Here is a 14708-nt window from a genome sequence, read left to right as displayed (position 1 = left end):
ACCGATCCACCGCCCGTCGACGTGCTACAGGCCGAAAGGACGACCGCCCCGATGACCATCCACCCTGCGGTCCACCACCGCATCCCAGCACCTCCCGGCCCATTCGTACGAGTACCAGACCTCGCCTGGGGACTCACACAGTCGCCGGAGCCGGTGGCGTGCGCCCCCTTGGATCAGGGTTTCATGGCCACGGCACCGAACTGAGGAACGGCGGCGGGCGAGCCTGCGTCGGGCCGCCACTGCGAACAGGGCACCAGCCCTGGCTCCACCAGTTCAAGGCCTTCGAAGAAGGCAGCGACCGCGGCGCGCGGGCGGGCGGTGATCGGCGGGGTGGCGTTCTCATTCCAGAACGTCATGGCCGGAACATTGCCCTCGCCGCCGAGGTCGGCGTCGAAGGTGGGGTGGGTCAGTGCCAGGAAGCTGCCGGAGGGGGCCGCGCCCATGACACAGCGGACGATGTCGCGTGCGGTGCCGGTGTCCAGGACGAAGTTCATGATGCCGAGCATCATGACCGCGACCGGCCGTTCGAAGTCCAGGGTGACGGCAGCACGTTCGATGATGACGTCCGGGTCGCACACGTCCGCGTCGATGTAGTCGGTGACGCCCTCAGGAGAGCTGGTGAGCAGGGATCGGGCGTGGGCCAGGACGATCGGGTCGTTGTCCACGTACACGACCTTCGACGCGGGAGCGATCCGCTGCGCTGTCTCGTGGGTGTTGTCGACCGTCGGAAGCCCGGTGCCGATGTCAAGGAACTGGCGCACCCCGCATTCGGCGGCCAGGAAGCGGACCGCCCGCCCGAGGAACTCGCGGTCCGCGCGGGCGACTTCGCGGATCACCGGGAACATCCCGGCCACCTGCTCACCAACCTGTTGGTCGACCTCGTAGTGGTCCTTCCCACCCACCCAGTAGTTCCACACGCGGGCGTTGTGCGCCACACCGGTGTTCGGCCTCGGCGCCCCGGCCGACGGGGTGCGGCTCTCGCTCACGTCTGCGCTCCTGGTTCGTCTCGTCATGCATACGGTTCATCGGTGCAGTCACCGCCATTGTGCCGCGCGGCGATCACCATGTCCCGGGAATCGTCCGCTCCGCGACTCCTCGCTGATGTCGAGGTCCTCACGGCTCTCGAGGGCCTTCCGGCGACACCATCACGGCCCGTACCGCCGAGCGCCATGATCCGCTTGACCCGGCTAAGTCATCAGCACAGGGTGGGGACATCCCCCTGCTGCGGCATGCGGGCAGCCCCCCACCCGTACGGTGACTGGCAGGCTGTCCTGGCCGGACGGCCATCCCGAGACTCGACGCATGACGATTTCCACCGACACTCCCGTCGCAGCCACAGCGCCTGCCGCCCGTCCACGTACGTCCGGCTCCGGCGCCGGCAGCGACTTCGCCAGACTGTCCCAACGCATCACCGAGGCCGGTCTGCTGGAGCGACGCCCCGGTTACTACACGGTGCGGCTCGGTGCGGTGATCGCGTTGCTGGCAGCGGGCTGGGGCACCTTCTTCGCGCTCGGCGACACCTGGTGGCAGCTCGTGGTCGCCGCCTTCCTCGCGTTGTCCTTCGGACAGGTCGCCTTGGCTGCTCATGATCTGGCACACCGTCAGGTCTTCCGACGGCGTCGGCCGAGCGAAACATGGGGCAGGCTTTTCGGCAATCTCGGCATCGGCATGAGCTACGGCTGGTGGATGAACAAGCACACCCGCCACCACGCCAACCCCAACCACGAGGATCTCGACCCCGATGTCGCCCCGGACATCCTCGTGTGGTCCACCGACCAGGCCCGCAACAGCCGCGGTCCGGCCCGCCTCATCGGTGGCCACCAGGCGGTGCTGTTCTTCCCGCTGCTGACGCTGGAGGGATTCAACCTGCACGTCTCGAGCGTGCGGGCACTGCGCTCACCGTCGATGAAGAACCGGCTGCTGGAGGGTTCCCTGCTGTTCCTGCACATCGTGGCCTACCTGTCCGCGCTGTTCGTGGTGCTCTCCCCCGGCAAGGCGGTGGCGTTCCTCGCCGTCCACCAGTGCCTCTTCGGCGTCTACCTCGGCTGCACCTTCGCGCCGAACCACAAGGGCATGCCCACGTTGAGCGGTGACGAGCGACCCGACTTCCTGCGGCGCCAGGTGCTCACCTCCCGTAACGTGCGCGGCGGCCGGTTCACCGACGTGATGCTCGGCGGGCTCAACTATCAGATCGAACACCACCTGTTCCCGAGCATGCCCACACCCCATCTGCGGCAGGCCCAGGTCATCGTGCGCGAGTACTGCGCGGAGATCGGCGTGCCCTACCACGAAACCGGGCTGATCCAGTCCTATCGCGAGGCCCTCACACACCTGCACCGGGTGGGGGAACCGATCAGGCGACAGCGCACGGCGTCCTGACGGCGGTGCGGCGTGCCCCGCACCGCGGGCACGCCGCACAAGCGCACGGCACTGGTCCCTTCGGGGACCAGGCACAGTAGCCTCGCGCCATGGAGACCTCGGTGACGCGTTTTTACGACGACCTGGCCGACGACTACCACCTGATCTAAGCAGACTGGGATGCGGGCATACGCCGCCAGGGAAACGCCCTGGACGCCCTGATGGGCCTGGACCGCGCGTCGGTACTCGACTGCTCCTGCGGCATCGGCACCCAGGCCATCGGCCTGGCCCTGCACGGCCACCACGTCACCGGGACGGATCTCAGCCCCCGCGCAGTCGCCCGCGCCGCCCGTGAGGCCGCCCACCGGAACGTGACGCTGCGCACGGCCACCGCCGACATGCGACGTCTCCCGTTTCCCGAGGCCCGGTTCGACGCCGTGGTCTGCGCCGACAACGCCCTGCCCCATCTTCTGACGGAGCAGGACGTCCACGCCGCCCTGACGGAGATGCGCCGCGTGCTGCGCCCCACCGGCCTGCTGCTGATCAGCACACGCCCCTACGACGACCTGCTGCGCAACCGCCCCACCTCGACCCCACCACAGGTCCACCGGCCCGCGGACGGCGGGGAACGGACCGTCACCTTCCAGCTCTGGCGCTGGCACGAGGACGGCGAGCACTACGACAACGAGCACTTCCAGCTCCTGCCGGCAGGCGGAGAATGGCGCGTCAAGGTTGCCGGACCACCTACTGGGCACTCGGTCAGGACCGGTTGACCGGTCTCGTGGCCGACGCGGGATTTGCCGGTCCCGTGTGGCGGATGCCGCAGGAGACAGGCTTCTTCCAGCCGCTGCTCCTGGCTCGCGCCGGTACGTAGGTGATACCACCGCCTCGTCTGATGGACTCCGCGAGGCCTCGGTCAGGCGCCGACGTACGCCGCGAGGTGCTCGCCGGTGAGAGTGGAGCGGGCGGCGACGAGGTCGGCCGGTGTGCCTTCGAAGACGATCCGGCCACCGTCGTGACCGGCTCCGGGGCCGAGGTCGATGATCCAGTCGGCGTGTGCCATGACCGCCTGGTGGTGCTCGACGACGATGACCGACTTGCCGGAGTCGACAAGCCGGTCGAGCAGGCCGAGCAACTGCTCGACGTCGGCGAGATGCAGACCGGCGGTCGGCTCGTCGAGGACGTAGACGCCGCCCTTCTCGGCCATGTGGGTGGCCAGCTTGAGCCGCTGCCTTTCGCCGCCGGACAGCGTGGTGAGCGGCTGGCCGAGGCTGAGGTAGCCGAGCCCGACGTCGGCGAGCCGGCCGAGGATACGGTGCGCGGCCGGTGTCCGCGCCTCGCCTGCGCCGAAGAATTCCTCGGCCTCGGTCACCGACATCGCCAGCACCTCGCTGATGTCGCGACCGCCGAGGCGGTACTCCAGCACCGACGCCTGGAACCGCTTCCCCTCGCAGTCCTCGCAGACGGTGGCCACGCCCGCCACCATCGCCAGGTCGGTGTAGATGACACCGGCGCCGTTGCAGGTGGCGCAGGCACCCTCGGAGTTGGCACTGAACAGCGCCGGCTTCACACCGCCAGCCTTCGCGAACGCCTTGCGGATCGGGTCGAGCAGTCCCGTGTACGTCGCCGGGTTGCTCCGCCGGGAGCCACGGATCGCGCCCTGATCGACCGACACCACTCCCGCGCCGGCAGGGATCGACCCGTGCACGAGCGAACTCTTGCCGGAGCCGGCGACACCGGTGACGACAGTCAGCACACCGAGCGGAACGTCGACGTCGACGCTGCGCAGGTTGTGCGTCCCAGCACCGCGGATCTCGAGCGTGCCGGTGGGCTTGCGCACCGTCTCCTTGAGCGCGGCCCGGTCGTCGAGGTGGCGGCCGGTAACGGTGTCCGCGGCTCGCAGCCCCTCGACGGTGCCCTCGAAGCAGACGGTGCCGCCCGCCGTCCCCGCGCCGGGACCGAGGTCGACGACGTGGTCGGCGATCGCGATCACCTCCGGCTTGTGCTCCACGACCAACACGGTGTTGCCCTTGTCCCGCAGCCGCAGGAGCAGGTCGTTCATCCGCTGGATGTCATGCGGGTGCAGTCCCGTGGTGGGCTCGTCGAAGACGTAGGTGACGTCGGTGAGCGAGGAACCGAGGTGGCGGATCATCTTGACGCGCTGTGCCTCGCCACCCGACAGCGTGCCCGACGGCCGGTCGAGCGAGAGGTAGCCCAGACCGATCTCCACGAACGAGTCAAGGGTGTGCTGCAGCGTGGTGAGCAGCGGCGCTACTGACGGCGCACCGAGGCTGCGGACCCAGTCGGCCAGGTCGCTGATCTGCATCGCGCACGCATCGGCGATACTGACCCCCTTGATCTTCGATGACCGGGCCGCCTCGCTGAGCCGGGTGCCGTCGCAGTCGGGGCAGGCAGTGAAGGCGACCGCCCGGTCCACGAACGCCTTGATGTGCGGCTGCAGCGCCTCCTTGTCCTTGGACAGCATCGACTTCTGGACCCGGAGGATCAGTCCCTCGTAGGTCATGTTGATGCCCGCGATCTTCATTCTGGTCGGCTCGCGGTGGAGGAAGTCGTGCAGTTCCTTCTCGGTGTAGTCGCGGATCGGCTTGTCCGGGTCGTAGAAGCCGGACTCTGTGTAGAGCCGGTAGTTCCAGCCGCCCGCCTTGTAGCCGGGGATGGTGAGCGCGCCCTCGTTGAGTGACTTGCTCTCGTCGAAGAGCTGGGTGAGGTCGATGTCGGTGACCTTGCCCCGGCCTTCGCAGCGCGGACACATACCGCCGGTGATGCTGAAGTCGCGCCGCTCCTTCACGGTCTTCCCGCCGCGTTCGAAGGTGACGGCGCCCGCTCCGCTGATCGAGGCGACGTTGAAGGAGAACGCCTTGGGCGAGCCGATGTACGGCTGTCCGAGCCGGCTGAAGAGGATACGCAGCATGGCGTTGGCGTCGGTGGCGGTGCCGACCGTGGAGCGGGGGTCGGCACCCAGCCGCTGCTGGTCCACGATGATCGCGGTCGTCAGCCCTTCGAGTACGTCGACCTCGGGCCGCGCCAGCGTCGGCATGAAGCCCTGGACGAAGGCACTGTAGGTCTCGTTGATCAGCCGCTGCGACTCCGCAGCGATCGTGCCGAACACCAGGGAGCTCTTGCCCGAGCCGGACACACCGGTGAAGACCGTCAGCCGGCGCTTCGGGATCTCGATGCTGACGTCCTTGAGGTTGTTCTCGCGCGCGCCGTGCACGCGGATCAGATCATGACTGTCGGCAACGTGCGGCGCGGGCGGCTGCGTGTCCGTCGTCGTGGCCAAACTCATCGTGTCTCCATCCGTGAGGCGGGACCGCCTTCGCGGTCTCCACCGATATCGCCCAGCCCGATCTGACCAACTTCGAGCGATATGTCCGTCTGTCATTCGTCGGCGGCTCCGGCTACGGTAGTCGACCGGTGGTGGACGCCGGGTGGCCTCCCGGCAGAGACCTCCGACCAGCCGACGGCCGTCGCACAGCTACTCGCGGCAGCGCATCTCCTTCACCTCGCGCCGAGCCCGGAAGCGACCCGGGGCAGGCGGAGCCGCCGGCGTCCGCAGCCGGCGCACGCGGGCCGGAGTCCGGTGTGCGCGACGAACCGGTCACCCTCCTCCTGCCTCGGCACGCCCGTCTCGAGAACTTCGGCTTCCCCCCGCATGGACACGTCGCAAGTGCGGCGAGCGGCGTCATGCGGGAGGAGCATCCTGTGATCGGCGACGGCCATGAATCTCACGCTAGCCGCGGCTCCGTGCCCCGCGCTTCTCCATTCCTGACCTGTCCGGTCACCGGTTCCCCCACCCCGGTCAGTGGTGGTGCGCGGTGGTGCCGGTCGACGCAGTGAGGGTGCGAGGCGTCTGGTTCTCGGTGCCGGGTCGGACGATGACGAACTGGCCCATCATGCCGGAGTCCTCGTGCCGGAGGATGTGGCAGTGGTACATGTACGGCGAAGCCGGGTCGGTGTGCGTGCCGAACTGGACGGCCAACTTGACCTTGGACTTGCCGGGGACGAATACGGTGTCCTTGTAGCCGGCTGCGTACGCGGGCGGGGCGTGGCCGTCCATCTCAAGGACCTGGAAAGCGACTTCGTGGATGTGGAAGTTGTGGGAGTAGACGTGGTTCTCGATCTCCCAGATCTCGACGGCGCCTGCGGGGACGACCTCGTCTATCCGGTTCATGTCCATGCCCTTGCCGTTGATGGCGTCGTGACCGTTGAGCCTGAAGCGGCGCTCCCGGGCACCGGCCGGCGGGGTGATCGGCGGCAGCACGGCAGGGTGTGCGGGCAGCGCCGGTGAGGGCTGCAATCGCGCGGCGGCGGTGAACCGGATCAGATCGAAGTCCCCCTCGGCGATGTCCACGCCGTTGTCGAGGCTGCGCAGGACGACGTTGTCGCCCGGGGTGAAGGCGACGACGATCTCGGCGCGTTCACCGGGGGTGAGGACGACCGTTTCGGTCTCGACCGGAGCGGCCAGCAGGCCGCCGTCGTTGCCGATGACGTGGAAACGGCGGCGGTCGGCGAAGGCGAGGTTGTACATGCGGGCGTTGGAGCCGTTGAGGACGCGCAGGCGGACCCGCTCGGTGGTGACGTCGAAGCGCGGATTGTAGGTGCCGTTGACAAGGATGCGGTCACCGAGGATGCCGAAGGTGCCCTTGAGCGGGTTGCCGTCGAGGGAACCGTCGTCGGCGAACTTCTTGTCCTGCAGGATCAGCGGGATGTCGTCGACCCCGTAGCGTGAGGGCAGCCCGGGGTCCTGGTCGTCGTCGATGATGAACATCCCGGCCAGGCCGCGGTAGACGTGCTGAGCGGTGGCCCCATGGGGATGGGGGTGGTACCAGGAGCTGGTGGCGGGCTGGTCGACCGTCCACGAGGGAGTCCAGGTGGCCCCCGGCGCGACCATCTGGTGCGGGCCGCCGTCCATGGCGGCGGGCAGGCGCATGCCGTGCCAGTGGACGGTGCTGGCCTCGGGGAGGGTGTTGCGGACGGTCATCGCGACGCGGTCGCCGCGGCTCGCCCGGAGGGTGGGGCCGAGGAAGGGCCCGTTGAAGCCCCAGGTGTCGGTCTTCTTGCCCGGCAGGATCTCGGACCGGCCGCTCAGCATCGTGAGTTCAAAGTGCCGAACCCCGTCGGCGTCCCGCTTCGGGTGCAGCAGCGGCGGAATGCGCAGCGGAGCGGACAGATCGAGTTCGGGCGGCGGTAAGGAACGGCGGCCTGAGCCGGGGCTGCAGCCGGAGACCAGGCCCGACGTGCCGAGCAGACCGGAAAACGCCGCGAGAGCGAGGAAGTTTCGTCGGTTCACGATCTGCCACCTTAGCGATGCCCGCCGTCAGCTGGATTGCGCCCAGGGGCGTTTCCGGGTCGGATCCGGGTCGGATCCGGGTCATCCCGGGGTCCGGGGCCGAGGCCGATCCGCTGACCGCACCGGGGTGGTTGTCTCGCCCATCCACATGTTGCGCTTATGAGGTCGAACTCATGGTGTCGTGTGTGACTGTTCAGGGGGATCTGATGGTCAGGCCGATCTCGGTGAGACAGCCGTCCATGCGCTCCCCCACTCAGCCGCGGCGGCGACGCCGACCCTTGTGATCGAAGACCTCGCGGGCCGCCCTCATTCCACCTCTGCCGCCACTGCTGCACCGACCGGACATCGATTCGCAGATCCTTGGCCCCCCTTGTGGGTACCGCACGCCCCGATGACAGCGGAGCGGACGACCAGCCGTCACCACCTCTACGACACCACGAGTTCAACCGCAGTAACTACAGTGATGCGAGATCGAGTTGATGCTCGATCGTTTGATGCGTCGGTGCATAGCCCAACTCATCGTTGATCGCTCGCATGTGGAGGTTGCTGTCGGCGGTGTCGGTGAGCAGCCCGCCGAGGTCGGGGTGACACTCGCGGACCTGCCTGATCGCCGCTGCCTTCATCCAGCGCCCCAGACCGTTTCCGCGATGCTCGGGCAGGACACCGGTGCCGTAATGCTGCCCGTCTCCCTTGCCGTCACCGGGGACGACCAGCTCAGTGAATCCGACGATCGAGCCGTCGGCCTCGTCGATGACGACGACGGTGTACAGCAGATCACCGCGCTGGGCAATGGCCGCAGCCGCTGCCCGGACGCGGCCCACGTCCCAGGTCACCGTGCCGTAGTCGGTGTCCCCCATCGGCATGTCGTCCATGGCGCGGCGTGACAGCGCGAACGTCTCGGCGAGGCTGTCAGGGACGGTGCCGTCCCATGACGACAACCGATAGCCGGGATGCGACTGCTCGGTGATCTCCGTGAGTGCCGCGACATTCGCGCTGGCCAGGGGTAGCCGACTGAAATTCAAGGTCAAGACCTTGCGAAAGCCCCTCGCCGCCAGAAATCCGGCACCGGGGGATCCGGGCTCGGCCTGTGCGATGAGTGAGCGGCGGCCATCCTCACGGGCTGCGTTCACCGCGGCGTTCAACAGCCGCGTTCCGGTGCCGTTTTTCTGCGCTCGGCCGGGTGGACGTGCAGTTCGAGCTCGGCAAGGTGATCCTGCCCAGGCTTGGTGAACAGCCGCAGAAACACTGACCCGACAGGGACTCCGCTGGTGTCGGACGCCAGCCAAGCAAGGCGGTGGCTGGAAGGGCCGTGCTCGGGGTCGATCAGCGGGGTGATGCGAAGGGACACGAAAGCTCCATCGAGAGGTGACGAATGTCGGAACCGGGGTTTGACAGCTCAGCACTCGTGCGCATGTGCTGCACACCTCCTCCTCGCCGATGGACCTGCCGCTATCGCGGACAGCCCGAATGAACCTAGCCATCCAGGATGCGAGGGTGCAAGCGCTTATTTCCTGACGTCCTCCTGACCGGTCGACAACTCAAACTGCTGCACACGACCCTGAAATGGCTGATCGTCGAACAGCTCACCCTGCCGGATCTCTACACGCCGGACGAGTCCGGGCTTGGTCTCGTCGGAGACTGCGGACGAATGCGCCCGCCCCTGTCACAGCAACCGCCGGATCTCACCCCGGACTCGGTAGAAGCCGCCGGCCGCCGGGTGCAGGGCGTCCACGACATAGCGGGCCCCGGGCTCCCGTATCGCGCGCGGGAACTGGACGTTCCACGAGGAGTCGTAGCCCTCGGACACCACGTGCACGCGCATGCGCCCCCGCTCTTGGGCGCACTCGACTATGACCGCCCCGGTGGGAACGTGGGCGACGGTGGCTACCGCGCCCGCGGCCGTGGCGGGTGCATAGGTCGGCAGCGCGGCGGCGAGTTTGACGTCCCGCGCCACTGGCACCGTGCCCTGCTGCGCCGCGGAGATGGCCGCCTCACTCGCGTCCACGCACACCAGTGAGCCGTCCGTGGTCACCAAGTACAGCCGCTCGTCGTGGTACTGCATCGACAGCGCTGAGCCACCGCCCGTGCCGAGCTTCCACAGGCGGGTGCCGTCCCGGTCGAAGCAGTAGACGGACGATGCCGCGTCACCGGCGAAGACGAACCGTCCATTGGGTGAGCTGGCACAGGAGTACACCGAGCTGTCACACGCGTAGGTGGCCTCGATCGCTCCGGTCGCCTTCGACAACCGCTGGACCACGCGGTGCGCGGTTCCCGCGTACACGGTGTCGTCCTCCTGCCAGCCGAACAGGACTTGACCCTTCGTGGGTGTGTGCCACAGCTCGCCGCTGCCGTCGGGCGCGTAGGCGGTGACGCCCCGGTGGTGGCCGTGGTAGACGGCCCGGTCGTCGGCGCGGATCATCCAGGCGTGCTCGCCCTGGCTGCGGCGGGCCCACTGGTGCTCGTCCTCGTGGTCGATGACAGTGAGTCGGCCGTCGCGGTCCGAGACGTTCAGGATGCCCTCGTGGATGTCCAGCCAGAAGATGTCGACGTCCGCCGCGATGTCGTACGCGGCGAACGGCAACTTCGAGGACAGGTCGTAGACCCTGCCGTCGTCACAGCCCGCGTAGATCCAGAAGTCATCGGCGACGAGGCACTTCACTCCGTCCGGCAGATTGAAGCGGGCGAGGACGCCGCCGTCGTGATCCAGGGTGTAGACATCGCCTGCCTGGTTGCCGACCCAGCAGTGCTCGTCGTCGACATGGATACCGAACGCCGCGGAGCCGGTGCGGAACCGCCACAGCACGGGTGCCACAGCGCGCGCGGTCGACGGAGCCGACGTCACCTGACGTCGAGTCACCGGGCGCGGGGCGCGCTGCCCCGGAATGGCCGGCGCGTATCCCTTACGAACCTTCTCCCCGACCTTCTTCGCGGCGGCGGTCCGCGCCTTCTCCGCGGTCGGGAACGTCGTCGTCTGCGTCTGCCCGCCGGCGCCGATCCGCCCGTACCGCACCGTCACCACCTGGCCGTCGACCGTCACCTCGTAGAACTTGTGCGCGCCGCCGCCTTCCTGCGACAGCTCCAGATACGTCGTCGACGCCGTGGACCCGGTAGACATGACAGACCTCTCCCCAGGGCGGACCCGTGGCTTGTCCGGCGGGTCCCACTGCTCAAACCGTAGGAGGAGGCACTGACAATCACCCGGTGGGCGGGGCGCGGGCGCTGATGCGGTCCCGGCGCCAGCGCCGACCCGCCGGGGACTTGGAGAGGCGGCGGCCACGCCGTCGGCCAAGAGGGGAGTCTTCCGTCCGCGACGGCCGGCGTGGTGTCCAATCCCGGCAGGCCACTGACCGCTGCCGAGTCCCGACAGAGAACTAAGGGAATCCCACAGCGGCATGACCAGGCAGAGCCTATTCTGCCGAGATGATCAATCCTGTTGAACTCGTCATATTCGACTGCGACGGCGTGCTGGTCGACAGTGAACGCATCGCAGCCCGCGTCCAGGTCACCATCGGTGCGGAACTGGGCTGGCCGCTCACCGAGAACGAGGTCATCGCCCGGTTCATCGGCCGCTCCAGCGCCTCGATCCGCGAACAGGTGTCCGCCCGACTCGGTGAGGAGACCGCCTCGCTGTGGTCGGCGCGGTTCGAGCAGCTCCACCGGGAGGCAGTGAACGCCGGGCTCGCCCCCGTCGAGGGACTGCCGGAGGCGCTCGACGCCATCGCGCTGCCGACGTGCGTGGCCTCGAGCGGATCACATGACAAGATGCGCCACACGCTCGGCCGCACCGGCCTCTACGAACGCTTCGCCGGGCGCATCTACAGCGCCACCGAAGTGGCACGCGGCAAACCCGCCCCTGACCTGTTCCTGTACGCCGCCCGGGAGATGGGGGTCGATCCCGCAGCATGCGTGGTGGTCGAGGACAGCCGGCCCGGCGTCCAGGCGGCCCGTGCAGCCGGCATGCGCGCCTTCGGCTACGCCGGTGGACTCACCCCGGCCGAACGGCTCGAAGGTCCTGGTACCACCGTCTTCCACGACATGCGCAAGCTCCCCTCCCTCATCGCCGAGCAATGACCGCCCTCTACGCAGAGGCCCGCGCTCGGCAGCTGCTCGGCTCCCGCCTCTGGCCCTCAAGACATACCGGGCGGTATACAAGCCCAGTCGAACGCGCGAGCACCCCACGGTGCAGGACCCGCGCGACATCCCGTACTCAGGTGGAGGGCTTTCATGGCGAATGACAGGCATACGGGTAAAGCGGCGAACGGTCGCCGATGGTCGGTCACCGTAGCGGCGACGCTCGGTGGTTGCACCCTCCTCGCCGCTTCCACCGTGCCTGCCGCAGCGCACCCCGGGGGCCCCGGCCGCGCCCTGCACTACGTGTCACTCGGGGACTCCTACACCTCGGGCCCCCTCATTCCGCAGCAGGTGGACGCGAACTGTGCACGTTCCGACCACAATTACCCCTCGATCGTGGCTGCGGAGCGGAGAGCGGCCGCATTCAAGGACGTGAGTTGCAGCGGAGCGACGACCGAGCACATGTGGACGTCACAGGGGACCAATGGTCCTCAGCTGAACGCGGTGGAGCGAGACACCGATCTGGTGACGGTCCAGATCGGCGGCAACGACATGGGGTTCGGCTCCATCATCGCCACCTGCGCCGGCCTGGGCATCCAGGAACCGACGGGGAACCCGTGTCAGCGCCACTACACCTCGTCCGGGGTCGACCAGTTGAAGGTCAACATCGCGCAGACCGCACCGAAGGTCGGCCGGGTACTGCAGGCCGTGCGGGCCAAGGCCCCCCAGGCCCGGGTGCTCGTCGTCGGCTACCCGGACCTCCTGCCGGACGACGGCAGCGGCTGCTTCCCCGTGGTGCCGTTCGCCTCGAATGACTTCCCGTATCTGCGGGACACCGAGAAGCAACTCAACACGATGCTTCGCCAGGTGGCCAAGCAGAATCATGCGGAGTACGTCGACACCTACGGGCCCACCGTCGGCCACGACATGTGCAAGGCGCCCGCGGACCGCTGGATCGAACCCTTGCAGCCGACCTCGCCCGCGGCCCCCGCACACCCGAACGCCAAGGGTGAGGACGTCATGGCCCATGCCGTACTGGAGCGTCTGGGCAAGGGGCGGGGACAGGACTGAAAGGGCAACGCCCCGTGAGGGCACGCCACCATGGCGTGCCCTCACGGGGCGCGCGTCGGCGTCCAGGGGCGCAGCCCCGGCCGAGGGCGCCTGCGGGATCGGAACACTGGTCGACCATTCGAGTGAACTCCCAGCCGTACCGGACCCGTGACCAGCAGTGCTCTTCGGCGCCGGTGTGAGGTTGCCTGAGGAACTGGACTGAAAGGCGATAAACGGGCAACGTTCCCCTTCATGCCCCCCTGGAACGCCCCCCGAAAGGTGACACGATGACGACGGCGACCACGGCGCTCCGGACGCCGTCCGCCACCTCCACCGCCACCTCGACCACAACCGCCGCCAAGGTCCTCGCGCCGGCTTCGCCGTCATTGCTGCCATCTCTCACGGGACTTCGGTGGGCGGCAGCGCTACTGGTCTTCGGACTGCACGTGCGCAACTTCGGCTATTTCACAGGCACCGGCGACCGCATCGCGACATGGGCGTTCGGATCCGGCGCGAATGGAGTGTCGTTCTTCTTCGTTCTGTCCGGGTTCGTACTTGCATGGTCCACGCGGCCACACGACCGCGTCCTCACCTTCTGGCGACGGCGCTTCGCCCGCATCTTTCCCGTCCATCTGGTCACCGCCGCGATCGCGCTGCTCATGGCCTACACACTGGCCCGTCAGCCGAAGCCGACACCCTCCCAGGCACTTGCCAATGTCCTACTGGTGCATTCCTGGTGGCACCCGTGGTGGCAGACGCTGAACCCGGTCAGCTGGTCATTGGCCTGCGAGGCGTTCTTCTACGCGGCCTTTCCCCTGCTGGCACTCGTGCTGCGCCGTCTCGGTGTCCGAGGGTCAGCAGCGCTTGCCGGGGCGTCGGTCCTTGCGGTCCTGGTGCTTGGCTGGGTGGACGCGCACCACTGGCTGAACGAGACGATGAATTCGTTCCCCGCCGCACGCCTGCCCGAGTTCGTCCTCGGCGCCGCCGTCGCCCGGCTGGTACTCCTCGACCGGTGGCGCGGGCCCGGCCTGGAGGCCTCCCTTGCCCTGGCGGTCGTCGGCTACTTCCTGGTTCCGCAGGTCACCGCCGGGTACCCGGCCACGACCTGCACCATCATCGGCTTCGCCCTGCTCGTCGCGGCGGCGGCCGTCGCGGACCTGCACGGCCTGCCCTCGATGTGGCGGCGGCGCCGACTGATCCGGTTGGGGGAACTCTCGTTCGCCTTCTACATGATCCACTTGCTGGTGCTGCAGGCCGCCACCCATCTGCTCGGCACCTCCCCTCGATTCGGCCTACTGATGGGCCTGACCGCCACCGGTGTCATGTTCGCCGTGTCCCTCGGCCTGTCCTGGGTTCTGTACGAGACGGTGGAACGTCCCGCGAGGCGCCTGCTGCTCCGCAGCCGCCGTGGCTTCAGGGCGCGGCCGAAGACGGCTCCGCCCGCCGTGGCGCCCGGGGAGTAGCGCCTGACGGAGACGTCACCGCCGAATGGCGGACGATGCCGTCGTGTTTTCGGGCCCGAGGACGGCCAGGCCGGCAGGCACGGGCCGGCCTGGCCATCGTGATCAGACGAGGTCGAGCCGGTCGAGGTGGGGCGCTCAGCGTAAGCAGGTTCACCCGGCCGAGCCGCAGGTACTCGGCCGGTAAGCGGTGTCCTTTGCCGACGTAGTTGCGGAACCCATCGGCGGTCGGCTCCAGCGCGGCGAACGACGCCGTGTCGGTGAGCTCCTCGGTCGCGTCGACGCGGCCCGGGACGAAGGGGACCTCGACGTCGTGTCCGACGTCGTTGGCCGCCTTTTCGACGGCCGCACTGCCGCCGAGCACGATCAGGTCGGTCAGAGAGCCGTTCTTGGCACCCGAGTTGAACTCACGCTGGATGAGAAGCCGCGGTCGTCGGAGGCGGTCGGGCATGGGGCGC

General features: G+C 68.3%; 8 protein-coding genes and 4 pseudogenes. 5 read left to right on the top strand and 7 right to left on the bottom strand.

The genetic code is table 11. The features are described from left to right. Positions 1-173: 173 nt before the first annotated feature. A complete protein-coding gene (locus ACWDEX_RS30715) occupies positions 174-986 on the bottom strand; it encodes an SAM-dependent methyltransferase (RefSeq protein WP_450467730.1) in 813 nt (270 codons plus the stop codon). Between the two features lie 316 nt (positions 987-1302). Here ACWDEX_RS30715 and ACWDEX_RS30710 point away from each other — a divergent pair, with 316 nt between their 5' ends. Together ACWDEX_RS30710 and ACWDEX_RS30705 are read left to right on the top strand one after the other, a co-directional pair. After that, positions 1303-2379, top strand: a complete 1077-nt coding sequence (locus ACWDEX_RS30710; RefSeq protein WP_450467729.1) for a fatty acid desaturase family protein — start codon at positions 1303-1305, stop codon at positions 2377-2379. Between the two features lie 89 nt (positions 2380-2468). Beyond that, a pseudogene (locus ACWDEX_RS30705) lies at positions 2469-3232 on the top strand (class I SAM-dependent methyltransferase). 42 nt (positions 3233-3274) lie between these two features. Here the strand turns inward: ACWDEX_RS30705 and ACWDEX_RS30700 are convergent. The 5 genes and pseudogenes from ACWDEX_RS30700 to ACWDEX_RS30680 all read right to left on the bottom strand — a co-directional run bounded on the left by ACWDEX_RS30700 (position 3275) and on the right by ACWDEX_RS30680 (position 10784). Beyond that, on the bottom strand, positions 3275-5665 hold the full coding sequence (locus ACWDEX_RS30700) for an ATP-binding cassette domain-containing protein (RefSeq protein ID WP_450467728.1): 2391 nt from the start codon (positions 5663-5665) through the stop codon (positions 3275-3277). Positions 5666-6178: 513 nt separating this feature from the next. Further along, the gene (locus ACWDEX_RS30695) at positions 6179-7669 is read right to left on the bottom strand and encodes a multicopper oxidase family protein (protein WP_450467727.1); all 1491 of its coding nucleotides are present in this window, start codon (positions 7667-7669) and stop codon (positions 6179-6181) included. A gap of 251 nt (positions 7670-7920) precedes the next feature. Further along, a pseudogene (locus tag ACWDEX_RS30690) lies at positions 7921-8034 on the bottom strand (helix-turn-helix domain-containing protein); the annotation flags it as partial. Between the two features lie 90 nt (positions 8035-8124). Further along, positions 8125-9017: pseudogene (locus tag ACWDEX_RS30685) on the bottom strand (GNAT family N-acetyltransferase). 315 nt (positions 9018-9332) lie between these two features. Then, positions 9333-10784, bottom strand: a complete 1452-nt coding sequence (locus ACWDEX_RS30680; RefSeq protein WP_450467726.1) for a WGR domain-containing protein — start codon at positions 10782-10784, stop codon at positions 9333-9335. A gap of 305 nt (positions 10785-11089) precedes the next feature. Here ACWDEX_RS30680 and ACWDEX_RS30675 point away from each other — a divergent pair, with 305 nt between their 5' ends. The 3 genes from ACWDEX_RS30675 (at position 11090) to ACWDEX_RS30665 (ending at position 14253) form a co-directional block, all read left to right on the top strand. After that, a complete protein-coding gene (locus ACWDEX_RS30675) occupies positions 11090-11740 on the top strand; it encodes an HAD family hydrolase (RefSeq protein WP_450467725.1) in 651 nt (216 codons plus the stop codon). Between the two features lie 153 nt (positions 11741-11893). Next, positions 11894-12811: an SGNH/GDSL hydrolase family protein gene (locus ACWDEX_RS30670; protein ID WP_450467724.1), complete on the top strand. Its 918-nt coding sequence runs from the start codon at positions 11894-11896 to the stop codon at positions 12809-12811. A gap of 266 nt (positions 12812-13077) precedes the next feature. Then, positions 13078-14253: an acyltransferase family protein gene (locus ACWDEX_RS30665; RefSeq protein WP_450467723.1), complete on the top strand. Its 1176-nt coding sequence runs from the start codon at positions 13078-13080 to the stop codon at positions 14251-14253. Between the two features lie 127 nt (positions 14254-14380). On the opposite strand, the pseudogene ACWDEX_RS30660 reads toward ACWDEX_RS30665, so the two are convergent. Beyond that, positions 14381-14668, bottom strand: a pseudogene (locus tag ACWDEX_RS30660) (catalase/peroxidase HPI); the annotation flags it as partial. Between the last annotated feature and the right edge of the window lie 40 nt (positions 14669-14708).

The sequence above is a fragment of the Streptomyces sp. NPDC001020 genome (genome assembly GCF_053599115.1).
The sequence above is the reverse complement of the archived record's forward strand: the minus strand, read 5'-3'. Positions and strand labels throughout refer to the sequence as shown.